Here is a 23,770-nt window from a genome sequence, read left to right as displayed (position 1 = left end):
GACGCTAGTATTGCCATATGAACCGAACGGCGGTCCTTTACGCGCTTGTGTCAGCAGCGTTGTTCGGCGTATCGACGCCTGCAGCCAAGGTTCTGGTAGGATCCGTACATCCGGCGGTGCTCGCTGGCTTGCTTTATTGTGGGGCGGGCGCGGGCATCGCGATATTGCGACGCGCGTGGCCGTCAATGGTATCGCGCGCTCCCGAGGTTGCGATATCCCGCAGAGACCTCCCTTGGCTCGGGGCTGCGATTGCCGCTGGCGGCGTGCTTGGACCTCTTCTGTTGATGCTAGGCCTTGGCCGGACCGATGCGGCCACAAGCTCGCTGCTGCTCACATTTGAAGGGGCCACAACGGCCCTGATGGCATGGTTCATTTTCCACGAGAACTTCGACCGCCGCATTGCGCTCGGCATGATATGCCTGATCGCGGGCGCTGCGATCGTGTCATGGCAGGGCACGCCGACGCTCGACAGCCTGACTGGCCCGCTGGCCATTATCGGCGCATGCGTTTTCTGGGGTCTCGACAATAATTTGACGCGCAAGGTGTCGCTGGCAGACCCCCTGCAGATCGTCGAGCTCAAAGGGCTGATCGCGGGGCCGTTCAACTTGGCGCTCGGGCTGCTGCTGGGTGGTGCGCTGCCGAATGTGGCCGCCGTATTGGCGGCCACATTCGTCGGCTTTGTCGGCTATGGCGTCAGCCTTGTGCTGTTTGTGTTTGCGCTTCGTGATCTTGGGACCGCGCGAACAGGTGCATATTTTGCAACCGCCCCTTTCATTGGCAGCGCCGTATCGGTGGCAGCGTTGGCTGAACCCATCACGGCGCAACTCCTCGCGGCGGGCTGCTGGATGGCGGTAGGCGTATGGCTGCACCTAAGTGAACGCCACGAACATGAGCACGCCCACGAGGCGATGGCGCACGCTCACCCCCATGTTCATGATGAACACCACCAACATGCGCATGACACGCTTGATCCGCCCGGAGAGCCGCATACGCATTTTCACGAACACAAGCCGATGAGGCACGCTCATCCACATGTGCCCGACATGCATCACACACATCGACATTAAACCCAACTGATGACGCGTCAGGTCATGGACGTGGCTTTTTCCGTGTTCCCCGCATGTCCTGTGTATCACCGATACCTGCCGTGGCAGCGCACATCGGTTTTTCAATAGCTGCCACGCGGAGTTCGATTGTGAGCGACTCCGGCAGACAAGGTGAGCTGGCTTTGATCCATATCAATGTTGACCCAAAGGCTGTCATTATCCTTTGTGTTTCATAGAATCTGTGAGGTCGATATGCCCTCGATTTATGACAAGGCTTGGTCGCCCTATGTCGCCGGGGTAGCAATCGGACTCCTGCAGATCCCGGCATTTCTGATGATCGAAACTGCGCTAGGCACTTCGTCGTCCTATGTCACGGTCGGGGCGTCTCTCGCTGGCTGGCTTGACCCAACCTTGCTGACGGGCGACTACGTTGCCAAACACGTCGCAACGACCGCCAAGAATTTGTGGCAAGTGGCGCTGGTGATTGGCATCGCAGCTGGCGCCTTCGCATCGATGAAACTATCCGGCGCCCGACGGCAGCCCATTTCTCCAATCTGGGCCCGGGCGCTCGGTTCGCCCGCGCGGGCGTACAGATACGGGCTGGCATTTGTGGCCGGCTTCCTGATGCTCCTCGGCGCACGCATCGCCGATGGATGCACGAGCGGCCATGGACTATCCGGTCTTACCCAATTGTCCGTCGGATCGACCGTTGCGGTTGTCGCCATGTTTGCCGGTGGGATCTTTTCCGCCTCGCTTTTGCTTCGCCGAATTTGATCCAGGAGTTCGCATGTCCTCCGTGATCCCTGCGATCATTGCCGGCCTGGTGATGGGAGTTGTGTTCGGCTTCGCACTTGAAAAGTCGCGCGTGTTCGAGCCCGGCATCATTGTCGGCCAGATGCAATTGCGCAATTTTATCATGCTCAAGGTCTTCTTGACCGCGATTGCCACCGGAGCCTTAGTCCTCGCCGCGCTCAACGGCCTCGGCTTCGTCAAACTGCAGCCCAAGGCGGCGCTTTACGCCGCGGATGCCATCGGAGGATTGATCCTCGGTGCAGGCATCGCGCTTGCCGGCGCCTGTCCCGGCACCACGCTGGCCCAGATCGGTGCCGGCTATCGCGACGCCTTGTTCACGCTTGCTGGCGGACTGCTAGGCGCTGTTGTGTTTTCGTACGCGCAGCCGTTGCTCGATAGGGCACTGATCGGCACCGGTCCCAAGCTCATCTTTACCGATCTTCTGGGCATTCCTTACTGGCTGGGCGCTATCGTTCTGTCCTCGGCCATCGTCGTCGTTCTCTTCGCAATGGAGCGGATGCGCCCATGGCGCGATGATCTCGGGACAGACAATGACGGCAATGCGTTGAGTGCTTTCGCGAAGTCTCACAGCAAGATGGCTCCTGCCGAATAGTTCTTTGCTTGTGCGCTGTGAAGAAAGGGCAAAGTCATGACGAATGTTGGACTGAGTGACCGCATCGTGCGTATCGCAGTGGGAGTGCTGCTGATTTGTTTTGCTGTTCCGTTCGGGTTTCCGCAGACTGGCTGGAACTGGGTTGGCTGGATCGGGGTCGTGCCGCTGCTGACAGCGGTGTTGGGAGTCTGCCCGGCCTATTCGCTTTTTGGTATGAGCACCTGCGGAATGCGCCATCACGCCTGATACGCATGCGTTCCCGTGTGGGTTCTGCTATGATGCTGTATTATAATTGGGGGAATTGGCCGTGAGCTACACGCTAGAGCAATATTCAACCGATTGCCGCGCTGCCCTGTTAAAAGATCCGGGGCCGGCGGGTCGCGAGCTGGTACGCCAATACACTGAGAAGGCGTCCACCGATCCGGAGTTCGTTGCCAAGTATCTCGGCTCGGATGCGGACGCCGAGCGGAAAATTCTCTACGAGGATCCCGATCTGCACTTCTGCATTCTCGCGCACGTCTATAAAGGGGCGAAGAACAGTTCGCCGCACGATCACGGCCCAAGCTGGGCGATCTACAGTCAGGTTACCGGCGTCACGGAAATGACCGATTGGCGTCTTCTCGAAAAGCCGGCGAACGGCCGGCCTGGCAAAGTCGCGAGGGGGCGCACCTACGATCTGACACCCGGCAAGGCCCACGTTTACAATGAAGGCGATGTGCATTCGCCGAGGCGCGAGAGCGAAACCCGCTTGATCCGTATCGAGGGCGTCGATCTCACGAAGGTAAAGCGCGATAAATTCGAGATCGCGGCCTGATGGCATTCGGAGTGCGCCGAAATACGGTCGCCTCGACGGCATTGCTGTTTGTCGCTGTCATAGCCGGCGCATCGCTGGCTTGGGGCCAGCATACCCACCACGGCGGCGGTGAACACGAAGCTTCCGGCCACGTCAACGATGATCGCGAATTCGTTCGCTTACCTGATGCGTTACGCGAGCATACACTGACCAATATGCGCGATCACTTGCTCGCGTTGCAGGAAGTCCAAGAGGCGATCGGGCGCGGTCAGGAGGAAGCCGCGAGCCGTTTAGCGGAGCAGCGTCTGGGGATGAGTTCGCTCAGCCTGCACGGAGCTCAAGAGATTGCCAAATACATGCCGCAAGGCATGCAGGACATTGGCACTCAGATGCACCGCGAGGCCAGCAGGTTCGCTATAGAGGTTCAGAACTCCGGCGTGACCGGTGACCTGAAGCCCGCGCTCGCGGCTCTTTCGAAGGTCACTGGCGCTTGTGTAGCCTGTCATTCTGCCTACCGGCTCCAATGATTGATGTTGAAGTGTTCGCTTAGACACGGTTGGCGAACAATCATTGCGGGACTGAGCGGCAGCGTTGCTCATTCACTGCTGATGTACGCAAAATTCCGCAGCGGCATTCTTCCGTCTTTTCAGCCGTACGAGCGTCTCCAGATCACGCTGGGCCATTGGGTCGGAAGCGACATTCATCCGCTCGTGCCCTGGGCGCTGTCATTTCTCAACGGCTCGATCATTGTCAGCTTTGCGTTCTCCCACCTCTACCGGCGTCTTCCCGGCAGCAACAGCGTGATCAAGGGCTTGATCTTTGGTGTCCTGGGGTGGGCCGCAATGATGCTGATATTCTTTCCGCTGCTCGGCATGGGCGTCTTTGCAGCGCAGCTTGGTCTCGGCTTCTGGCCCGCCGTGTTTTCTCTCGGGATGCTTCTGACTTACAGCGTGGCCATGAGCATCGTTTATGCGGCATTCAAGCTTGATCGCACGCAGTAGGGAGTGCGCTTCGCGTCATAAGCTGACCTCAAGGCCCGCCGCCGGCGATGTCTTCAAAGTGTAAGGGCTGACCTCGGGCCAGCAGCGCTGGCCTCCGCTCAGTGCCAGTCGCAACCGTCACTTGGTTGCTACGTCGATGGCTTCATCTCAACGCGAATGCCGTGAACCGTTTTTCCCGAAGCGTTGAAAACTCGTCCGAGCGGTTGCGGCGCCATATTCACCACCAAACACCCCTGACCATCCCAACTCTGGAGAGCTCGTAGAACGTCTCGGTTCGGCGGAAGTTGGGTCCCATCAGGAGCAAAGTCATGGATTGGCCCCTGAACTTGATCCAAGACGAAAACTGATGGCCATCGATGGTGGTGAATGGGCTCTTCGTCGTTGGGCTCCAACGTGACTTCAAGGACTCGAAGCCGCTCGTTCTCAAATATGACTTTGTGGTGCTTCGGAGCCGCACTGACGGCATCCAATGCGGGATCCCACGTCGATGGATCCGATGGTTCATTAGCCATTCTATCTCCCCCGCGTGCCGAACTAGAACTGGTCACCAAAGCAATTGGGTCGATGGCCCAGGTACTATAGTTTGCTGGCGCGCTCGCTTAGTCATGTTCTCATGAAATCTTGGCATCCGCGATGCCCCGGTAGATCGAGCAACGGGTGTCGTTCGACGTCTCGGATTTGGCTATCGTTAATCGCAGCATTTCGTCCGGTTGGCGTGGAGGGCTTGCCGTAAAGGGTAGTGGTCAGTTTGATTTCTTTAGGAGGGCAAAAAGAAGACGCCGACCGAATGGGCTTCGTCGACGTCTTTTAAGTGGGAGTGTGCATAAGTCTAGGATGGTGCTGCACACCCGCCACTGGCTTAAGGGAATGTGGTGAGCCGTGTATGTCGGGCTTCCCCTTACAAACCAGAACTTCGGTTTCGCAAGCTACAATCGATGCAAGACCGCTACCGCCCCATCGACGAAATTCTCTTGCGACGCACGGCCGGACCATACATTGGGTCACTAGGCGACATCACTCGATCACTTCGTCCGCTCGCGCGAGCAGCGTCGGCGGCACCACGAGGCCGAGTGCGTTCGCCGCTTTGAGGTTGATCGCAAGGTCGAATTTCGTCGGCTGTTCCACAGGCAGATCGGCGGGCTTCGAGCCGTTGAAAATTTTGTGCACGAATGTGGCGGCCTGCCGGTACTGGCTGGGCAAATTCGAACCGTAAGAAGCTAGACCGCCTGCCGCAACATCCTCGCGGAAAGCATAGATGACAGGCAGGCGATATTCAGCGGCCAGTTGAACAGTTTGGTGGCGCAAATCCGTGGCTACAGGATCAAGCATTCGCACCGCGGCATCGGCGCGGGCGCGAATCGCTGCCTCGAAAGCTCCCTTGAGGTCGGCCCCGCTTCTAATCTCCAGGATGGGCTCAAGCTGTAGGGCCAGCTTTTCGGCGGCCGGCCTCGCACTGTTCATCTGCAAAGTCGCATTCTGATCGGCGGGATTGATGAAGACAGCGACTTTGGATGCGGTTGGAACGATTTCCTTCAAAATCTCGAGTCTTTTGCCGGCAAGCTCGGCGCCAATATTAGTCACGCCGGTAATATTGCCGCCGGGCTGCGCCAGGCTGGCTATCAAACCTGCACCGATCGGATCAGCTACGGAAACCATTACGATCGGCAGGGTCAACGTAGCCGCTTTGGCCGCAAGATTGCCCGGCGTCGTGGAGACCAGTACGACGTCTGGGCCCCATGCAAGCAGCTCTCGCATAAGAGACGGCAGACGCTCAAAACGACCGTCCGCATAGCGGCGCGCTACTAGCAGGTTCTGTCCCTCGATATAGCCGAACTCGCGCATTCCCTGCATGAAAGCAGCGACCATAGGCGCGCGCGAAGCCACAGTGCCTGCGTGGAGCTGCCCGAGCCGAAATACTTTGTCCACTTGCTGTGCCGGCGCGACCAGTGGCCGCGCCACAAGCGACCCAGCCATTCCAATGATGAAATTGCGCCGCCTCATGCGGTATCTTACCAACCTGACTTCGTTCGGCGAAGTGGCCTGACGCGCATTAGCAGGTCGGCTTGGGGTCATCCGCGTCGATTTTGTCAGTCTGGGCTAGGTCGGCTTCGCCCCCAATAGCCGACATGACAGCGGACGTGCGTAGGGAATGCGGCTGCACAGGTGATGCACATGATGTAGGCCGATATTAGCAGTGAACCAGCGCAGGAGTCCGGGCAGGTCGTAATACGAACTACCGAACAAGGCAGCCTCATGCACGCTCCAAGCACTATTGTGCTGCCAGGTCGTATGTTCAAACTGGTGTTGTACATAAAACAGCCAGACGCCCACCGTGATCGCGAGCAAGAAGATCGGCACGTGCACTAGCAGGAACGCCTTGATGCCAATGAGCCATACCAAAACTGCGATGATCAGCGCGATCGCCAGGTTGGTTGACATGGTGCTAGCCCACGGCTGCCAGCCGTTGCGCATGAACCCCAAAGGGAGGCGGTATTGAAACAGAAATAGATAGGCCGGTCCGATACCAAACATCACCAATGGGTGTCGGTAGAGTTTGTATTTCAATCGGCCCCAGCGCGACAGCGCGGCGTATTCGCGTACGGTCAGCGTACCTACGTCGCCAATACCGCGGCGGTCGAGATTGCCAGCGGTCGCATGATGGACGGCGTGGGTGCGACGCCACAGCCCGTAAGGCGCGAGGGTCAGCGCGCCGATGACGCGGCCAATCCAGTCGTTCGCCCCGCGATGGGTAAAGAAGGTGCCATGACCACAATCATGTTGAATCATAAACAAGCGAACAAGAAATGCGGCAGCCGGGATCGCGAGAAGCAACGAGACCCAGGCGTAGCCCAGCGAGAACGTGAGCCAAGCTGTCGTCCACAACATCACCAACGGTCCGATTGTGATCGCCAGTTCGGCAATGCTACGTGCGTTGTTGGGCCGGCGATACTTGCCGAGGATCTGGGCCCAGCGGCGTGCGTCGACGACCGTCAAGCCTGAGTTGTCGCCGATGCTCAAGATGCTACCCGGCGTGCACTGCGCGCCTCAGTCGGGCTTGACTTCCGAGTCGCTGCTGCTTTCTTCTTAAGCGGCTGGGCGGCCGGTTTTGTTTGTGCGGCAGCGCTTTCTCGCGCCACGCGTAGGGCGCGAAGCCGCATCATATTGGCGTGCCTGGCGCGGCCCTCGGCCTCGTACTCGCGCATGGCCTGCGCCTTGTCGAGGTCTCGTTCCTTCTTCAGGGCGGAAGCATTGGTGTAAGGCTTCAGTGTCGTCATCATCCGATCCGTTCAACGAAAAGAGAAAGTCCCGCGTGCCGACGCATCGACCGCGGGACCCCGAACCACCTGCTTGCCAGTACATCCGTGGCAAAAGCAGCATGGTACGTCGCGCGACCGATCAGGCCGCGCGCAGGTTTTCGGCTGCAGACTTGCCGTTACGCCGATCTTGAACGATGTCGAACGAAACGCTCTGTCCCTCATTGAGGGGGCTCATACCGGCGCGTTCGACTGCACTGATATGGACGAAGACGTCCTGGCCGCCATTGGCTGGCTGAATGAAGCCAAAGCCTTTTTGGCCGTTAAACCACTTCACGATTCCTTTGTTCATACAATTGTCCTTTGATTGATAGGTGCGCACATGAGACTTGGACGCGCGTTTTTTTGCGTCGAAATCCGGGTCGTCGATTTTGGAGAAGTGTCTGAAACGTGCGCGCCCGTCAAAAAAGCGAGGCGAAGCGGCCCAGTCGTCTGGCCAAGTATCGATGTTGAATACATAGGGAGCAGAAGCCCTATTTCAAGGCTACTCCATTCAATGTCCGATGTGAGCTCAAGCACAAGGCTTGCCTCGATATGCCCCCGCAACTCCATTGACCCAGATCAAGCCGGAGCATGCGCTAGAGCGTCATAATTAAAAAATTGTTGATGGAAAGGTCTTCCTAACGGGTTGTTGCCATGGCTCGAACAACATCGGCTTTGTCTCTTCGGACGGCTGAATCCAATCTCAGCCGCTATCTAGAAGAGATCAGGCGGTTTCCCATGCTGGAGCCGCAAGAGGAATACATGCTGGCGAAGCGCTGGCGAGAGCACGGTGACCGTGAGGCTGCAAACAAGCTTGTGACCAGCCATTTGCGTCTGGTGGCCAAGATTGCCATGGGATATCGCGGCTATGGATTGCCGATCTCCGAAGTGATTTCTGAGGGTAATGTCGGGCTCATGCAGGGGGTAAAGCGTTTCGAACCCGACAGGGGCTTTCGTCTGGCTACTTACGCGATGTGGTGGATCAAGGCGGCGATTCAGGAATACATCCTGCGCTCGTGGTCATTGGTGAAGATGGGCACCACGGCTAACCAAAAGACGCTGTTTTTCAAATTGCGCAAGGCCAAGAGCAAAATTGCCGCCTTGCAGGAAGGTGATCTGCGCCCGGATCAGGTGCAGGTCATTGCCAAAGGATTGGGTGTCACTGAAAAGGACGTCGTCGATATGAACCGCCGCCTCGGCGGCGATGCTTCACTCAACACACCGATTGCCAATGAGGGCGAGTCCGGCGAATGGCAGGATTGGCTTGTCGATGACAACCCAAGTCAAGAAACGAGCCTCGCCGAAAGCGAGGAGTTCGAAAACCGGCACAAAGCGCTGCGTGGCGCGCTGACGGTATTGAACGAGCGCGAACGCCGCATCTTCGAAGCTCGGCGGTTGGCCGACAATCCCGTCACGCTGGAAGAACTTGCCAGAGAGTTCGGCGTCTCACGTGAGCGAGTGCGGCAGATCGAGGTGCGCGCTTTCGAAAAGGTGCAAGACGCGGTTAAAAGCCGCATTGCCGAGTTGGAAGCCCCGCACGCGGTGGCCGAGGGCGGATAAGGGCTTTGCCAGGCAAGTCGGCTGATGTCCGCGCTTGGTCATCCGCGTCGATTTTGATCGGTCTCGGCCGCGTCCGCTTTGCCCCCGGAAGCCGACATGACAGCGGACGTGCCCTGAGTTCGGCTAAGTGCCAACGAGCGGACATCGGCTTGGCTACTCGATCACCTCGTCGGCGGTGGCGAGCAATGTCGGGGAAATGGTCAGGCCGAGCGCCCTCGCGGTCTTGAGATTGATCGCAAGCTCGAACTTGGTCGCCTGAGGCACCGGCAGGTCGGCCGGCTTGGCGCCCTTGAGAATGCGCCCCGCGTACACGCCGACTTGGCGGTGTGCGTCGATGAAGCTTGCGCCGTAGCTCATCAGACCACCGACCGCGACCGGCTCGCGGACATGGAAAATCGTCGGCAGCTTCTGCTGTGCCGCCAACGCCACGATCCGGTCGCGCCGGCCGAGCAGGAAAGGGTCGGGATTGACCAGCAGCGCGCCGATCCGTTTTTTGGCAAAGCCTGCGAAGGCGGCCTCGATGTCGGTGTCGGAACGGGCGTTTTCGATCAGCAGCTGCTGCTTCACGGCGGCGGCTGCGACCTGCGCTTCGCGAGCATCGATCTGGGCGTTGGGATTGGTCGGATTGACCAGGAGCGCGATCGCCTCGGCCTGCGGTGCCACCTCGCGCAGAATTTCCAGGCGCTTCGCAGCAACCTCGTTGGACAGGGTGGTGACACCTGTGACGTTGCCGCCCGGCCGGCTCAGACTTGTCACCAGGCCGAGCTGGACCGGATCGGCCCCGACGAAGAATACGATCGGAATGGAGGTTGTCGCCCCCATGGCCGCCTTCGCCGCCGGCGGCGCGATCGCAACGAGCACGTCCACCTTTCGGCGGACCAGATCGGCGGCCATCTCCGGCAACCGCTCGTAGCGACCTTCAGCCCAGCGATATTCGATGGTCACGTTGCGGCTATCGGAAAAGCCCGCTTCGGACAAACCTTGGCGAAACGCGACGACAAACCTGGACCACTCGCTCAATGAGGTGACGCCGAGGAATCCCAGCTTCGGCAGCGCTGGCTGCTGCGCTCGAGCCGCAAACGACCAAGCCGCCGTACCGCCGAGAGCCGCTATGAAGTCGCGCCGCCTCATATGCACCAAAAGTTCCCAAGGATAATCACCCTATCGGACCATGCCGGTGTGTTGGAAGTGCTGCGCGACCGATGTCTGGATTTTCGACGCTGATGTCGCACTTGGGTCAAACACGTCATTTTCGACCCTGTTCGAGGATGTCCGATGTACCCCCAATAGCTGCCGTGGGAGCCGACATCGATTTCGGACGAAACGTGCAAAACTCGACAAAACTCAAAGTAAGCATATCTGGTTGGGTGAATAGCGACCAAATGCGCTGCTCAGAAGCGGTTGAGATCGGATGGCTGGTCGTGATCAAGCCTCGAAATTGAGGGCTCGAATCATGCGCTACGGACTCACCGACCACGAATGGACAGCGATCAAGCCGATGCTGCCGAACAAGCCGCGTGGTGTGCGCACGGGTAAAATGACCGGCGCGTGTGAAGTGGCATCTTCTCGGTATTGCGGTCCGGAGCACCATGGCGTCGGTGCAGATGATTGACCTTCGATTGTCTGGGTCCAACAGCACGGTGCTTGCGTATCCGAAACTGAAAGCAGTCCATGGGAGGTTCGCGTGGCGGGCTGACGAGCAAGATACATGCGGTGGTTGATACCAACGGCCTGCCGGTGCGGCTTGCGCTGACCGCCGGCGAGGCCCACGACAACCGGCCCGCGGACAAACTATTATCGCGTTTGAAATCCGGTTCGATGCTGCCGGCGGATCGGGCTATGATGCCGATTGGATCAGAGCCCTTGCCGCAAGGAAGGGTGCGCTGGCCAACATTCCGCCCCGATGCGATCGCGCTGAGCCGATCTGTGTATGTCAGGGCGGTCCTGACGGGGGCTGCCGTTTCCGGCAGAGCCAAACCGCAAGCGCGATCAGGAAGGCACCGAAGACCAGCGGCACATGCTGCATCTGCCACAAGTAGCAGATCATCAAATGCCGCTAGCCTGCCTTGGTGTCGCAACCTAGGTAGAGTGTGCTTAGTTGACAGCCTCCGGTGCCCGTCCGGTGTACGCTTAGCGACGAAACGGTTTCAGTTTTCAGTGACCGGACGCTCGACGATTTGCTCCCATGTCAAAGTCTAAAGATCGCCGGGATCGATACAGCCAACAAGCCGAGATGTCATTTGATCGCCAGTCAGAACTTTCAAGGCTATCGAGCTATCGCTGAGTCCGTTCCTCCATCGGACCGCCCAACCGGTTGCGGCCACGAGAGACGAAAGATAGGTGGATAGAAAGAACAATGTAGGGCTTGGCCCGTGCGAGCCGTTTCGGCCCTTGGGCCAAAGACTAGACTTAAGCTCCTTGTCCTTATTTAGCTGGGTTGGGGTCCAGTGTGCCCCAACAGCGACGAGGGAGCTGACCTCCTGGAATGTTCGGGAGGTGCCAGAAGTCGAGATGTCATAATCGATGTTGATGGCGTTATCATGCTGCTTCGCTGATGGAGATTTTGGTCCCGCGGGGCATCACCTCCGGATTGACCGGCCGGCACGGATACGTAGTCCTACTCATCCCAGGGTTAAGCCCTCCGACACTCCACAACCCTTATACACAGCCTAAAATCAGGGGCGGTCGAGCAGGGATTGGGCTGATGTTTCGCGTGTTGACGTGCTTGGCGGTTGAACATGACTGGCGGCTTGTTGCCCTCGCCGGAGCGCTTTGTCTGCTGACCTGCTTCGTCGTTTGGAGCATTTATCATCGGGCAGCGGCCGCGTCCGGTTGTGCCCGAATGGTATGGCTGGCACTGTCTTCGATGGTCGCGGGAAGCGGCATTTGGGCCACCCATTTTATCGGCATGCTGGCCTACCAACCGCAGTTTGGCGTCGGATATAATCTGACGCTCACCATGGCTTCGTTGCTATTGGCGGTCGGGTTTGCGGCATCCGGATTGGCCGTCTCTCTTTGGGGACGCGCTCGAGGAATGGCTTTTGCAGGTGGCCTGCTCATGGGTGTGGGCGTCGCCGCAATGCATTACAGCGGCATGTTCGCACTCGAAGTGGCAGGTCGCTTGTCCTGGTCGATGGACCTGGTTGTCGCTTCCATCGCGCTGGCGCTCGTCTTTGCCGCCCTGGCCCACATCGTTAGTAAATCGCGTAGCGACGGCATTGGCGGCGGTGTCGCGGCGATTTTGCTAGCACTTGCAATTGTGGGTCACCATTTCACGGCGATGGCGGCGGTGAAAATAATTCCCGATCCAACACGCACGGCCTCTGCTTTGTTGCTATCGCCCGATACGCTCGCGATTGTTCTCGCCGGCATCATGGTGTGGATCCTTGGAATGCCCCTTATTGCTGCTCTCGCAGATCGGCAATCCTCTGACAAGCTGCTGCACCAGAAGCACCAATTGGATGCTGCTATGCAGAATATGCGCCAGGGCCTCTGCATGTTCGACGCAGATGGCCGTCTCATACTCTTCAACGAACGCTATGCGTCAATGATGGAGTTGCCGTCGTCCTTCGGCGCCGGCCAGTCGCTGCTCAACATACTTAGGCACCGGAAATCCCTCGGCAAGTTTCAGGGCGATCCGGAACAATTCTTCGCGAATTTTCTCGCCGACCTTGCTGCCGGTAAACCCGACAGCAAGGTCAGGCAGGATGCCGATGGCCGGTCACTTCGCGTCGACTGGCAGCCGATGGCCGAAGGAGGGTGGGTCGCGACCGTGGACGACATTACGGCCACACTTGAAGCCCAAGCAAAGATCGAACATCTGGCCCGTTATGACGCTCTGACCGATCTGCCGAACCGCGTGCTTTTTCACGAGGAGATGGAGCAGGCTCTGCGTCATGTACGCCGCGATGAGCAAATCGCGGTGCTATGCCTTGACCTCGATCATTTCAAAAATGTGAACGATACCCTTGGGCATCCCACCGGGGACGCCTTGTTGAAGTTGGTGGCATTGCGGATCAAGCAATGCATCCGTGAGACAGATACGGTCGCGCGATTGGGCGGCGACGAATTTGCGATTGTTCAGGTCGGAGCGAAGCGGCAGCCCGCCGAGGCCAGCGCCCTTGCCAGTAGATTGATCGAAGCCATCAGTGGGTCTTACGACCTCAACGGAAATCAGATTGTGATCGGTGCGAGCATCGGCATCTCAATCGCGCCGGGAGACGGTATGGACGTCGATCAACTGCTCAAAAGCGCCGACATGGCGCTTTATCGCTCCAAGGCGGACGGCCGAGGCACATATTGCTTCTTCGAACCCGAAATGGATGCCGAGGCTCATCGGCGCCGCGCACTCGAACTGGATTTACGCAGAGCGTTGCTGCGGGGCGAGTTCGAGGTTTATTACCAGCCTATCTACGAATTGAAATCCAATTTGATCGCCGGTTTCGAGGCGCTTGCGCGCTGGAACCATCCCACTCAGGGGATAGTATCTCCGGCGAACTTCATCCCGCTGGCGGAAGAAACAGGCTTGATCGTGCCACTTGGCGACTGGGTGCTCAGGAGCGCATGCCAGCAGGCTGCCCAATGGCCGGACAACGTTTACATCGCAGTGAACCTGTCGCCGGTACAATTCAAGAATCGCGATCTGGTCCGTGCGGTGACTGACGCCATCACCGAGGCGCAGATTGATCCCCGACGTCTAGAGTTAGAGATCACGGAAACCGTTCTTCTGCAAGACAACGAAACGACGCTTGCCACTCTTCACAAGCTTCATGATTTTGGTGTGCGCATTTCGATGGACGATTTCGGGACCGGCTATTCGTCGTTGAGTTACCTGCGCAGCTTTCCGTTTGATAAGATCAAGATCGACCAGTCGTTTATTGAAGACCTTCCCAACCGTCCTGATTCAATGGCCATTGTTCGTGCCGTAACCGGTCTTGCGCAGAGCCTAGGAATTGCGACCACAGCTGAAGGAGTCGAAACCACCGAGCAGGTCAAGCTGCTGACGCGGAAGGGCTGCACCCAGGTGCAAGGCTATCTGTTCAGCCCGCCTTGTAGAGCTGCTGAAACCTCTAGGTTTTTTCACCGATCCGAGGCTTTATGTAAGGTTGCCTAGCCGGCTCCCGGTGATAGAAGGCACTTCAAATTCGAGCGTCACGGACTAATGTCGCCGACGGGTCAAACCTGATGCGCTCCCACAGAACCAGTTGAGATTGGGTGGTTCGCGCCCAGCCTTGCAGGGCGGGCAAGTAGCGCAGGTCCTTCCCCGAGCTTTGTTGATCTGCATGGACGACATTTCGGGACCTTTAGGCTACGTCGCTTGCCGTCGAAGACCACATCAGCGCTTCCGCAGTCCGATGTCGGCTTTGGTGCCAATAGCTTCTATGGTTGGGGTTGGTAGGCAGCGCTGCATCTGCGGCGCCGCCTTAAACCGCGATTTTGCTATTTGGCTTGGATGTCGGCTGTCAGAGCCTCGTACGATCCGGCAAAATACGAGACATTGTGCCAGGGCCGCTTGCTCAGCACGTCCGCGAGTTGGCGAGCCTGAGCGCCATCGCGACCAAAAAGTACCACACGTCGATTGAAGTCATCCTCCGGCAGAGAAATCTTTTTCAACTTGCCGGACAGGATGTCATTCACCGGGGCGCTCAGCGCTCCTTGCAGGCTTCCGTTTACAAAGTCATCCGTGGCACGGGCATCGATGAAGACAGCCGTCTGATCGTGGCCAAAGACCCGCTTGAAACCGCCAAGCTCGATTGCGGTCGGTCCGCCGAGTGCGCGCCAGATAGGAATGCCAAGTTGATAGCGGCGGACATTGCTGAAGCCGGCATCAACCAATTGATCGGCGAGGCGGCGGCTCGCTTGGCAATAGGGGCCATTACAATAGAGCACCAGCGCCTTTTCCTTATCCCCACCGACCATCTGCAAGACCGCGGCGACTTGCCCCTCCGGCACAACAACGAGGTTTCGGGCCGCGGGAATGTGCCCGGCGTCGAATTCCAGACGCGAGCGGGTGTCGAGTACGATTGCGCTGTCTTCCAGCAGAATCCGACGCATCTGCTCAGTGCTGACCTCGCTGGTCTTTTGTCCGCTTTCGGCAAGCGTGGCCTGGAACACGTTGATTCCATCGGCACGCGCGCCGGCGGCAGCCAGGATGACGATACCAGCGGCAGCCGCATGAACAATATTTCGGATCGCCATGAGCCTTCTCCCTATACATCATGCCCGATCTCGCTCGGACCTGAGCATAGGCGTCATTTCGGGAACTTCAGTCCAGGAGGATCGGCTGAGAGGAGACCGCAGAATATCTGCGGGCTCAACCTGTGCGCATCCAGAGCGGCTGTGCCAGCGTGCCGAGTTCGTCGAGCAGACGCTGCAACGATGTGCGCACAGCTCCAGTCAACCCTGCCTCGCCGCGAAACGGCCCTCGCTGCTTCGACGAGGCCAGGAAAAGCGTTCGCCGCAAGGCTGGGGTGATGATCCGCCTAGCCGCGAGGGATCCGGCCTTAACCTCGTCAATAACCGCAAAATAGGGAAGGATGCTGGATGCGGCACCGCGGGCGACCAGGTTCTTCATCGCTGAGATTGAGCGCACCTCATACGTCACATTAAGTTCGAGCCCGAGGTCGCGTGCTGTTCGCGTTACCAAAGTGCGCACCGAATCGCCCGGCTCGGGCATGGCGAGGCACTCGTCCAGCGCATCGACGAACGCAATGGATTCCCCTTTGTAAGTTCCAGGCGGCGTAATCAACACCAGGTCGTCCTGAAGCAACGCCGTTCGAGAAAATTGCGGCAGGTCGGGGACGTCGTAACAGAGTATGAAGTCGAGATCTCCACGCGTCAGGTTCTCGATCAGCACATGGCTCATCCCCTCGACAATTGACAGGAAAAGCTGCGGAAGGTTCTGTCGGACCGTAAGCGCCAGTTCGGGGCCGGCAATCAGCATCAGCGCCGGTGTGATACCGAATCGGATCGTCTCGCTGTTGTCTCGCTCAGCGCTCGATACCTCTCGACGTGCTTCTTCGACGAGCTTCAGGATGTCGATTGCCCGTGCGTACAACACCTTGCCGGCCGTGGTCGGCTCGACGCCGCGCGAATGCCGAACCAACAATGCAACCCCAAGGTCCTCTTCGATTTGCCGAATCTGCATGCCGAGCGCCGTCTGCGCGACATGCAGTTGATCGGCGGCGCGGGTCATGTTGCCCGCTTCAACAACGCTCACAAAGTATTTTAATTGCCGCAAATTCATTGATTAGATGCCCTCACAATACGGCCTAAGAATTCGCGCTGCCTTATTCGCGCTCCCGGTTCAGAAGGCATCGTAGCAACCGAGGCGTTAGCTCGAACAGCTCGGCCATACCGCTTGGGTCACACGCGCCTTTTTTTGGCCTATCCAAGCAACTTCCGCTGTTCCCCGATAGAGTCCGAATAGGCGACATCACATGATATCGGTGGTCAGCAGCAGATGATTGCGGCTTTCGATTAGCCGAAGCGACCTTCTTCGAGCGGGATAACAGAATCCTGACGCGAGTGCAGAACGAGGGTTGGACATCGCACCTGCGGAACAGTCTGCCGCGCGACGGCTGGTGCTCGCCGCATCGGATCACGTGCTCGATATCGGCTGCGGCGATTCGCTTGCTACAGCGGGTTTCGAGATCGTATCGGAACGCGAGCGGCGCGATGTTGCGCTTGCCGACTTCGCGCGGCAGCAGGCACGGACGGGTGCTGGGCCCGCAACACTCGGCGTTCACACGTTCATGGCCGCGCGGCGGCCTGAGATGGTACATAACATGAGCGAAAGCATCTCGGCTGGCCGGATCTCACCTGTCGAACTGATTACCCGAATGGTGGGTCCCAAGCTTAAGAGACTCTAGGAGATCGCTCTCGGCATCACTTGAGTCGACCATTCTCCATCATTTCGCGCGTTGCGCCGCTAAGGCGCATTCGAATTTCGACACGCCTGTCACGATTGCGACGCTTGAGTTCAAGCGCAATTTCGAGTGCGCCATCCTCCGTGTCGGAGAACGACCGGTTCGCGCCGTCAACGACAAGATCGAATCCGGCCAGGTCTTCTTCAATGCCGCTTTTCATCGGCGTCCAGCCTTGTTCGCGAAAAAGGCAGGCCGCCACAGCAGAGCGGCGGGGGATTGCTCTGTGTGGCGGCCGGGAAGCTGGCAGACTTCCGTGCGGCTAAGGTTAGATGACATTGTCTAAGGCCCGCGATGTCTTTTGACGGCTTGTTCTCAGTTTCGCCTGAACGTTGCAAAAATTCCTCACCTGGGCCGCTACCTCGGCTGCAATTTCGCAATCTCCTGCGCGAGAGCAATCTGTCTCGCTTCGGGGAGGCCCACTCCCGACAATTTCCACGTCCAGTTCTCCAACCGAAGCTGAAGGCGATAGCCGGTTTGTTCGTCGGCGCTGAGCGGAAGGACGATCGAGAAGTCGCGCCCGAAGCGCTCGGTGTTGCTGAAGACCCGGGAGAGATTTCGAAAGTTCGGTAGCTGAGGAGAGGTCGGCAGCCCAACGCGTCCGTAGGCGACGGAGCCGCTTTTATCGAGCAACTCGAGCAGACCTTCCGGGGTAACCAGGGCATCGATGGGCCCACTGGCGAGGCTCGCCGCAACGCGCACGGCGACTGCAATTTGGAAGTCCTTCAGTTCTTTGTCCTTGCCGGTTATTCTTAGGTAGGTGCGGCCGATTTGATCGCCCAGCGACCGCTTCAGCGCTTCACGGTCTGACCGCTGAGCCAGTTCAGCGCCGTCGCGGCGGGCAACCGCTCGGCTAATCTGATGCAGGCCATAAAACGGCCAGGCGTAGTAGGCGGCCGCGATTACCAGGGCCGGCAAAATCAATAGAACTTTCTTCATGCGTCTTAACGCCCGGGATCTTCGCCAATCGGTCCGAATCTACTCAAAGCCGGATGTCCGGCCGTGCGCCGGCAAATGGAAACGACGAAGTCATAACTTTGTTCGCTTGCCCGCGCGAATGCATATCCGATCGGGAGACAGCGCCGCTCCTTTTTGCCCTCACGTCGTCGGACTTCGGATCTTCGAAATACCCGAGGAAATATCACAAAAGACGTTCGTACGAGGCGATAGCGGGTAGGGGTCTTTGACTGCGTGAAGATCGAGCCCCGCCCCTCAACGGGGTGGCTGAGGAAAGCGACTTCCTAGCTTGCGCGCAAGGCAACGCGGGTTGCTGCTTTTGTTAGTGCGTCCGCGCTGCGCCCCGGGTTATCTCGACCACTCCGCAACCCACCAGGTTTCGGGTTGATCATGAAGAACCCCACGACGTTTCCCGTCACGAGATACGCTTTACGCCTTCAGACCCGACATACTTCATCGAGGCGACGTTCGGCTTGAAACTCCAGCATCAAGTACGCGTTGGCGGCATCGCGCCGGGCTTTCCTGCGATTTCCGCCGTAGGTGGCGCTGGCGGCCGGTTCGGTCGCGACATGCCTCGCGAAGTCGTCAATGAACGCGAGCTTCATCACACCGATCGCCGGGTCGTAAGCACACTACGACAAGCTGGCAGCCAACTACCTCGCCTTCGTCCTGTTTGCGTCAATCCGGCTATGGCTGCGCTATAATGAGTCCACCCCCTAGTGCGAGCGAACCTAACGGGCATCAGGTCGTCAAACTGGGCGTTCACATTTGTTCGGAAACAGTGTTGGAGCGCCGTTCAGCCGCGAACCCGAAGCGGGCACTGCCTCACTCTTTCCTTCACGACCGTGCCGTCGGGCATTTCCTTATCGACCTCGACCAACGGGCAGCGCACATGGGCGGCTCGGTACCGAATAATCGCCCGGCCGCCGTAGTCGCATATGTCGTGCATAGGCGCACACATGATCGGGTCGACCCTGCGGTCAAAACGGTACTGGGCCGAGGCTGGGGCGGTCACCGTAAGCGCGACGGCAATGCCAAGCAAAATCCCTCTCACGGTGCGTCTCCTCATCCCAGTCCAGCAACTCGCTGGCACCAGTAAAATTTTAGCCTATCAGCCGGACAAGGCCAAGGAGGGGGCGCAGCCCTTCCCATGGTTCTTCCGCGGTCCATTCAGCCCTAAAAAGCTGCTCCGAGGCTTTCTTGGGACGGCTGGACGGGGAGATGATCAGGGGGCGCTTGGAAAAGGAACGCCGGTCATCCACTCGCGGGCCGGCCCCTGGCCGATCGGCCTCGCAATGAAGAGACAGGCGCAGGCTAGCATCCGTGACTGCACCAGCGACGTTTGGAGCGCGGCTTGTGCCAGCTGCACCAGCGGCTGGATCCAGCCAAGCCTTTGCGCCTCGGACAGAGCGCGAGGTCGATGGTGCCTTCTTGACGTTTCGCTTGGCAGCCCCGCACGCTGGACGCATTTGGGGTGCGTCTTGCTTTCCTGGCATCTAAAGCGTCGACGAGAGGCCATAGTCGGCGACAACTGCGAAGCGCAAGTAGAGTTAAGACGAAACGTCGCCAATGCTGTCTCGGTGATCCGAAAAATACTGGGATCTGCCGCGAAAATCCTCCAAACGGCGCGTTACCGGCCCAGTAACAAGGCATTTCCGAGTGATTCAACGCCAATTAATGGAACATAATCTAGCTCTATGTAAGTAGTAACCACACCTGATAAGGTTAAAATCTGGTTAGCAGGTGACAAATAACTGATCACAATTTATACCTCGTCCGTCGGTACCGAGGGCAAGTTTTCCCGGCAACCTCGTGCAACAGTAAGGAGTTTTTTCAATGATGAAGTTTTACGTTAAGGCTTCTGAAACCCTTCGTCAGCTGCGCTCGGACAAGGCTGGCGTGGTGTCGTTCGAATACGTGGTCGTCGCCTTTTCAGTCGTCACCGCCGTGCTTGCGACGTTCGCTGTTGCCGGCCCAAGTGGTGTCGCAGGCGCGCTGAGCACCGCCATCAGCAAAGTTACCGCCTTGCTTCCTCAGTAAGGTCGGTTCAACGACTTTCTGCCGCGTTGTGGTGAACGCGTTGAAGTCGTTCGTTTTGAAACTGAAGCCCTCACCGCCACGTGTTGCCCCGCCCCCCGATCGTGTTCTGGGTTTCTGGTCGAATTGCATGGGGGCGTGGCGCATTTGCCCCTGCTTGGGGTGTGCTGCGAACTCAATTGGCGTGAGCCCCTTGAGGCTCGTACGCGGTCGTTCACTGAGGTGAAGGCCATTTCCATGCACTCTGTTGACGCGGAGTTTCCCGCGGCACCTGTTGTGGTCTCCAAAGACGGAGAGGCATACGCAATTTGGATCATCATTGCGATGATCGCTGCTGTCGACGCAGTGTGGTTGCGAAGGCTTGGCTTCGGCGTCGTCAAGCTGCAAAACCCGATGGTCTTCTTCATTGGCTTATTCTCGTGCTTGTATCTCTTCTATGCATTTGTGAGGCCCAACCACCAGATCGCGGCGGTTCAACAGTCTCTTGCGCAGGTGCTGTCGTTTAGTGTTGTGCTGGGACTTTTCAGCTATCTGACCGTGACGTTGCGGTTTCCTCTGATTGATCGCTATCTCGCTCACGCCGACGCAGCCGTGGGAGTGAACTGGCTGTCGTGGTTTTTTTGGATCAGCGGACACCCTTACCTTAACTTCACACTGGCCGTGGCTTATTGCAGCCCGATGCTTGTCTTGTTCGTTCTCGTGGTCGCGCTGCCCGTGTTTGTTGGAATTGAGCGTGTCAGAGAACTCATCTGGGTCTACGTCGTGACCGCGCTGATCGTCACGGCCATATCGTCTATTGCGCCCGCCGAAAGCGCTTGGATTTATTTTGGCGTCCCTGATCGCGTACTAGACGTGAATCATCTTGCTCACTTTGCGGCGCTCCGATCTGGCCGCATGACCGAAATACCGATTGCGGAGATGACGGGGCTGGTGACATTCCCGTCCTTCCACGCGGCCGTAGGCTTGATCCTGATTTACGCCGCGAGAGGTGTCAGATACCTATTTCCGCTTTCCTTCGCGATCAACGGACTGATGATCTTGTCCACGCCCAGCATTGGCGGGCACTACTTCGTTGACGTCGCCGCAGGGCTGGCAGTGGTTCTGTTTGTCATTATTGGGTTGCGTTTGGCGGAATTCCCGCGGTCTCCTTGAGCGTGCCGCGGGTGCTTTTCTGGAGTCACTTGCGATCAAGTACGAAGGCTTCCGTCTGATAGCTCAGCGCTCGGCCGTCCCGTGACCAGAGCTCGGACTTTTCCGACCGCTACAGCTCGTCACGGCAATCGAAAGGCGGAAGGTGAAGTGAGGCCAGGCTGTGGGCCTTCGATTCGCTCGAGCTCAACGGCGCGGCGCGCAATCTCGCTCGGGGCGCTGAATGAAACGGGCCGTCGGCACCGCCTGCTCCCCTGACAAAATAACAGCGGAGATGCTGTCGAGGCCGAGCAACCGCTGCGGGTGGCCCTGCACGCGCAGCTCGGGCCGGTTCGGCATCGCCGCGGGAACGATGGCCACGGTTGGCGGCGTAGTGCGTAGGCGGTGGCGGTGTCGCCGACCTGCGGATCGTCGTTCACAACCTCGTTCAATTGATCGAGATGGTGCAGGTAGGCCATGACGGCCGCGGGATGCAGCGCGATAACTTCGGCGTTGTCCGATTTGCCCGACCTTCGCCGCCTTGTCGGCGCGCAGCTGCGGCAGGAGCGCGGTCGCCTCGGCGTCGGTGATCTGCTCGCCGCGGGAGATCTGCCGGTCGATCAGGCCCAGCGGCGCACCCCTTCAGAACCCTGATGATCTGGTCTTCGGTGCATCTGCTCTTACGCATGTCCGCCTGCCCGAAGGAACGGACTCTACCCGAAACGGGGGCGTTTAAGAGGAGCAGCTCAAATGGCAGCAAGCCTACGGTGATGTGACGGCGTCAGCACAAGAGTGCCTTTTATAAGGGGGGCAACTGAGCAAAGCTCGCACGCTAATAGTGTCTCAAAAAATCACTCGCAACATTTCGCAGTCCGCTGACGCGAACATAGTCGGGACTGCTCACACGTTTAGACATTCGAACAAGATCAGTTCGACGTACCTGTGATCAAGGTGCGGATTGAAGCGCTGCTTGGCCAAGCCCCGACCCCGACCCGAACCAGATTCTGCGGCGACTGGCCGCTCAATCCCGCGCACCCGCGCACGCCGATTCTGCTCGGCGAAGGCGCAGGCCGAGGCGATCTAAACGCCTCAGATTCGGCGGACATGATTAACTGCGCTCAACTGGTGGTCGGCCATAAGTGGCGGCTATGGGCGATAGTCAGACTCGCTAGTCGGGCCTGAGTCCGCTCGGAAATTGCCGCTGGCGTGGGCGGCTTTACTGCCGATAATCGCTCTTTGAGGTCGTTTGACCGGATTTTGCCCGTGCCGCCCATCGTACAACGAAGGGGTTGCCCTGACCGCGGGCAAATCGAGAGCAACTGTCCAGTTCCAGTATTGGGGGGCGTGATGAAGTATAAGTCTGAATTCTATAGGTACTAACCGCAGAACTAAGGTTAATAGCGGGTTAGCAGGTGACAAAAATTCGGTTGCAATTTATACGTTTAGTCGTCGGTTCAGAGGGGATACTCCCGCCGACTTCGCGATAATTAAACCAAGGTAAGGAGTTTTTCCCATGCTGAAGTTTTACGTTAAGGCTTCCGAAACCCTCCGTCAGCTGCGCTCGGACAAAGCTGGCGTGGTATCGTTCGAATACGTGGTCGTCGCCTTTTCAGTCGTCACCGCCGTGCTTGCGACGTTCGCTGTTGGCGGCCCCACTGGTGTCTCAGGCGCGCTGAGCACCGCCATCGGCAAAGTTACGGCTCTGCTTCCTCACTAAGCCGAACAGGCGTTTTCGAGGGGGCACCGGGCCGTGCCCCCTCACTCGGCGGTTGTTAGGTTAAGGGATGGCTCCCAAGGCTCCGTTTCCGAAAGGCCTAACGTCGGGAGGTGTTGGGCATTGCATTAAGATCAGCAAGCTGGTCGAGACGTCTGCGTGCCGACAAATATGGCGTGATCTCTTTTGAATACGTGGCCATTGCGGCTGGTATCGCCACGGTGCTGGCAGGTTTAACGGCCACCGAGAATACGTATGTTTCAGGTGGGCTGACGAGCATTTTGAATGCGATCCGCGCGTATCAATGCAGCCGTTTAAGTTTGAGACGGCCGCCTGGGTTCAGCGGAGAACCATGACGAGTTTTTCCAAAGGCCGCGTTGATGGCTCGAGGCAGGCATGTGATGAGTTGGATCATTATCATAGCCGCGTTGCTGCAAATCGTATTGTTGCTCTACGTTGCAACGGTCGATGTTGCGACACGGCTGATTTCAAATGAGGTTTGCCTGGCGCTGGCTTTGCTCGGTATCGTCGGTCAATTGCCAGACCCGATTCAGGTTCTCTATTCGCTGATCGTCGCGTCGATCCTATTTGTGCTGCTACTGGTCGCTTACTCTCGGGGATGGATGGGTGGCGGCGATGTCAAACTGCTGGCAGCAGTCGCAATTGGCCTTCCGCTGACGGGGGTGGTCCAATTGCTTGCCGTTACAGCTTTCGCTGGCGGTGCTCTTGCCATCGTGCATCTGATGATGCGCCAACTGCCCCATCCCAGGCTTGCGCCCGCCGGATCGTCGTTTGCTCGCCGCGTCTATGCGGTAGAGCGATGGCGCCACTTGAGACACGCGCCGCTGCCTTACGGGGTGGCCATCGCCTGTGGCGGCATCTGGGCCGTCTTGAGCAAAGGATTCTGA

26 protein-coding genes and 2 pseudogenes are annotated in these 23,770 nt (G+C 58.4%); 17 read left to right on the top strand and 11 right to left on the bottom strand.

Annotation, left to right across the window (positions count from 1 at the left end; genetic code table 11):
* Positions 1-17 precede the first annotated feature (17 nt).
* The 7 genes from RHPLAN_RS28660 (at position 18) to RHPLAN_RS28635 (ending at position 4,245) form a co-directional block, all read left to right on the top strand.
* A complete protein-coding gene (locus tag RHPLAN_RS28660) occupies positions 18-1,067 on the top strand; it encodes a DMT family transporter (protein WP_068025503.1) in 1,050 nt (349 codons plus the stop codon).
* Positions 1,068-1,298: 231 nt separating this feature from the next.
* On the top strand, positions 1,299-1,820 hold the full coding sequence (locus RHPLAN_RS28655) for a YeeE/YedE thiosulfate transporter family protein (protein WP_068031982.1): 522 nt from the start codon (positions 1,299-1,301) through the stop codon (positions 1,818-1,820).
* Positions 1,821-1,833: 13 nt separating this feature from the next.
* Entirely contained in the window at positions 1,834-2,451 is a 618-nt protein-coding gene (locus RHPLAN_RS28650) for a YeeE/YedE thiosulfate transporter family protein (RefSeq protein WP_068025500.1), read from the top strand.
* A gap of 36 nt (positions 2,452-2,487) precedes the next feature.
* Positions 2,488-2,697: a YgaP family membrane protein gene (locus RHPLAN_RS38645; protein WP_084245764.1), complete on the top strand. Its 210-nt coding sequence runs from the start codon at positions 2,488-2,490 to the stop codon at positions 2,695-2,697.
* 55 nt (positions 2,698-2,752) lie between these two features.
* Positions 2,753-3,265 carry a cupin domain-containing protein gene (locus RHPLAN_RS28645; RefSeq protein WP_068025498.1) on the top strand — a complete coding sequence of 171 codons (513 nt, stop codon included), beginning with the start codon at positions 2,753-2,755 and terminating at the stop codon, positions 3,263-3,265.
* Positions 3,265-3,771 (top strand): hypothetical protein, encoded by a 507-nt coding sequence (locus RHPLAN_RS28640; protein ID WP_068025495.1) that lies wholly within the window; start codon positions 3,265-3,267, stop codon positions 3,769-3,771. The genes RHPLAN_RS28645 and RHPLAN_RS28640 overlap by 1 nt, the downstream gene beginning before the upstream one ends.
* Positions 3,772-3,774: 3 nt before the next feature.
* Positions 3,775-4,245: a DUF6789 family protein gene (locus RHPLAN_RS28635; protein ID WP_068031980.1), complete on the top strand. Its 471-nt coding sequence runs from the start codon at positions 3,775-3,777 to the stop codon at positions 4,243-4,245.
* A gap of 1,014 nt (positions 4,246-5,259) precedes the next feature.
* On the opposite strand, the gene RHPLAN_RS28625 is transcribed toward RHPLAN_RS28635, so the two are convergent.
* The 4 genes from RHPLAN_RS28625 to RHPLAN_RS28610 all read right to left on the bottom strand — a co-directional run bounded on the left by RHPLAN_RS28625 (position 5,260) and on the right by RHPLAN_RS28610 (position 7,851).
* Complete coding sequence (locus RHPLAN_RS28625) at positions 5,260-6,246, bottom strand: ABC transporter substrate-binding protein (RefSeq protein ID WP_198164536.1); 987 nt, start codon at positions 6,244-6,246, stop codon at positions 5,260-5,262.
* Between the two features lie 96 nt (positions 6,247-6,342).
* Entirely contained in the window at positions 6,343-7,263 is a 921-nt protein-coding gene (locus tag RHPLAN_RS28620) for a fatty acid desaturase (RefSeq protein ID WP_084245758.1), read from the bottom strand.
* Positions 7,260-7,520 (bottom strand): transcriptional regulator, encoded by a 261-nt coding sequence (locus RHPLAN_RS28615; protein ID WP_157100548.1) that lies wholly within the window; start codon positions 7,518-7,520, stop codon positions 7,260-7,262. The genes RHPLAN_RS28620 and RHPLAN_RS28615 overlap by 4 nt, the downstream gene beginning before the upstream one ends.
* 121 nt (positions 7,521-7,641) lie before the next feature.
* Complete coding sequence (locus RHPLAN_RS28610; RefSeq protein WP_068025492.1) at positions 7,642-7,851, bottom strand: cold-shock protein; 210 nt, start codon at positions 7,849-7,851, stop codon at positions 7,642-7,644.
* A 344-nt stretch (positions 7,852-8,195) separates the two neighbouring features.
* Here RHPLAN_RS28610 and rpoH point away from each other — a divergent pair, with 344 nt between their 5' ends.
* A complete protein-coding gene (gene rpoH, locus RHPLAN_RS28605; protein ID WP_068025490.1) occupies positions 8,196-9,101 on the top strand; it encodes an RNA polymerase sigma factor RpoH in 906 nt (301 codons plus the stop codon).
* A gap of 153 nt (positions 9,102-9,254) precedes the next feature.
* Here the strand turns inward: rpoH and RHPLAN_RS28600 are convergent, their stop codons facing one another.
* Positions 9,255-10,232, bottom strand: a complete 978-nt coding sequence (locus RHPLAN_RS28600; protein WP_084245756.1) for an ABC transporter substrate-binding protein — start codon at positions 10,230-10,232, stop codon at positions 9,255-9,257.
* 322 nt (positions 10,233-10,554) lie between these two features.
* On the opposite strand from RHPLAN_RS28600, the pseudogene RHPLAN_RS39790 reads away from it, so the two are divergent.
* Positions 10,555-11,029: pseudogene (locus RHPLAN_RS39790) on the top strand (transposase); the annotation flags it as partial.
* Positions 11,030-11,805: 776 nt separating this feature from the next.
* On the top strand, positions 11,806-14,214 hold the full coding sequence (locus RHPLAN_RS28595; protein WP_068025488.1) for an EAL domain-containing protein: 2,409 nt from the start codon (positions 11,806-11,808) through the stop codon (positions 14,212-14,214).
* Between the two features lie 326 nt (positions 14,215-14,540).
* Here the strand turns inward: RHPLAN_RS28595 and RHPLAN_RS28590 are convergent, their stop codons facing one another.
* Positions 14,541-15,299 (bottom strand): rhodanese-like domain-containing protein, encoded by a 759-nt coding sequence (locus RHPLAN_RS28590; RefSeq protein WP_068025486.1) that lies wholly within the window; start codon positions 15,297-15,299, stop codon positions 14,541-14,543.
* A 115-nt stretch (positions 15,300-15,414) separates the two neighbouring features.
* Complete coding sequence (locus RHPLAN_RS28585) at positions 15,415-16,347, bottom strand: LysR family transcriptional regulator (RefSeq protein ID WP_068025485.1); 933 nt, start codon at positions 16,345-16,347, stop codon at positions 15,415-15,417.
* Positions 16,348-16,642: 295 nt separating this feature from the next.
* Between RHPLAN_RS28585 and RHPLAN_RS28580 the strand changes: the two genes are divergently transcribed.
* Entirely contained in the window at positions 16,643-16,972 is a 330-nt protein-coding gene (locus RHPLAN_RS28580) for a hypothetical protein (RefSeq protein ID WP_068025484.1), read from the top strand.
* Between the two features lie 16 nt (positions 16,973-16,988).
* Here RHPLAN_RS28580 and RHPLAN_RS28575 read toward each other — a convergent pair whose 3' ends face one another.
* The 3 genes from RHPLAN_RS28575 to RHPLAN_RS39785 form a co-directional block, all read right to left on the bottom strand.
* Complete coding sequence (locus RHPLAN_RS28575; protein ID WP_157100547.1) at positions 16,989-17,189, bottom strand: hypothetical protein; 201 nt, start codon at positions 17,187-17,189, stop codon at positions 16,989-16,991.
* A 194-nt stretch (positions 17,190-17,383) separates the two neighbouring features.
* Complete coding sequence (locus RHPLAN_RS28570) at positions 17,384-17,965, bottom strand: DUF2939 domain-containing protein (protein WP_068025482.1); 582 nt, start codon at positions 17,963-17,965, stop codon at positions 17,384-17,386.
* Positions 17,966-18,420: 455 nt separating this feature from the next.
* On the bottom strand, positions 18,421-18,588 hold the full coding sequence (locus tag RHPLAN_RS39785) for a hypothetical protein (RefSeq protein WP_157100546.1): 168 nt from the start codon (positions 18,586-18,588) through the stop codon (positions 18,421-18,423).
* A gap of 28 nt (positions 18,589-18,616) precedes the next feature.
* Between RHPLAN_RS39785 and RHPLAN_RS39780 the strand changes: the two are divergent.
* The 3 genes and pseudogenes from RHPLAN_RS39780 to RHPLAN_RS28555 all read left to right on the top strand — a co-directional run.
* Positions 18,617-18,703: pseudogene (locus tag RHPLAN_RS39780) on the top strand (IS5/IS1182 family transposase); the annotation flags it as partial.
* A gap of 1,116 nt (positions 18,704-19,819) precedes the next feature.
* Positions 19,820-20,023: a hypothetical protein gene (locus RHPLAN_RS28560; protein WP_068025479.1), complete on the top strand. Its 204-nt coding sequence runs from the start codon at positions 19,820-19,822 to the stop codon at positions 20,021-20,023.
* Between the two features lie 234 nt (positions 20,024-20,257).
* Positions 20,258-21,172 carry a phosphatase PAP2 family protein gene (locus tag RHPLAN_RS28555; protein ID WP_157100545.1) on the top strand — a complete coding sequence of 305 codons (915 nt, stop codon included), beginning with the start codon at positions 20,258-20,260 and terminating at the stop codon, positions 21,170-21,172.
* A gap of 183 nt (positions 21,173-21,355) precedes the next feature.
* On the opposite strand, the gene RHPLAN_RS39775 is transcribed toward RHPLAN_RS28555, so the two are convergent.
* On the bottom strand, positions 21,356-21,529 hold the full coding sequence (locus RHPLAN_RS39775; RefSeq protein WP_157100544.1) for a hypothetical protein: 174 nt from the start codon (positions 21,527-21,529) through the stop codon (positions 21,356-21,358).
* Positions 21,530-21,625: 96 nt separating this feature from the next.
* Here RHPLAN_RS39775 and RHPLAN_RS39770 point away from each other — a divergent pair, with 96 nt between their 5' ends.
* The 3 genes from RHPLAN_RS39770 (at position 21,626) to RHPLAN_RS28545 (ending at position 23,770) form a co-directional block, all read left to right on the top strand.
* Complete coding sequence (locus RHPLAN_RS39770; protein ID WP_157100543.1) at positions 21,626-21,802, top strand: hypothetical protein; 177 nt, start codon at positions 21,626-21,628, stop codon at positions 21,800-21,802.
* 859 nt (positions 21,803-22,661) lie between these two features.
* Complete coding sequence (locus tag RHPLAN_RS28550; protein WP_068025477.1) at positions 22,662-22,865, top strand: hypothetical protein; 204 nt, start codon at positions 22,662-22,664, stop codon at positions 22,863-22,865.
* Between the two features lie 398 nt (positions 22,866-23,263).
* Positions 23,264-23,770 (top strand): A24 family peptidase, encoded by a 507-nt coding sequence (locus RHPLAN_RS28545; RefSeq protein ID WP_068031976.1) that lies wholly within the window; start codon positions 23,264-23,266, stop codon positions 23,768-23,770.

It is taken from the genome of Rhodoplanes sp. Z2-YC6860, from assembly GCF_001579845.1.
Taxonomy (GTDB): Bacteria; Pseudomonadota; Alphaproteobacteria; order Rhizobiales; family Xanthobacteraceae; genus Z2-YC6860.
This window is presented reverse-complemented; position numbering and strand designations above follow the sequence as displayed.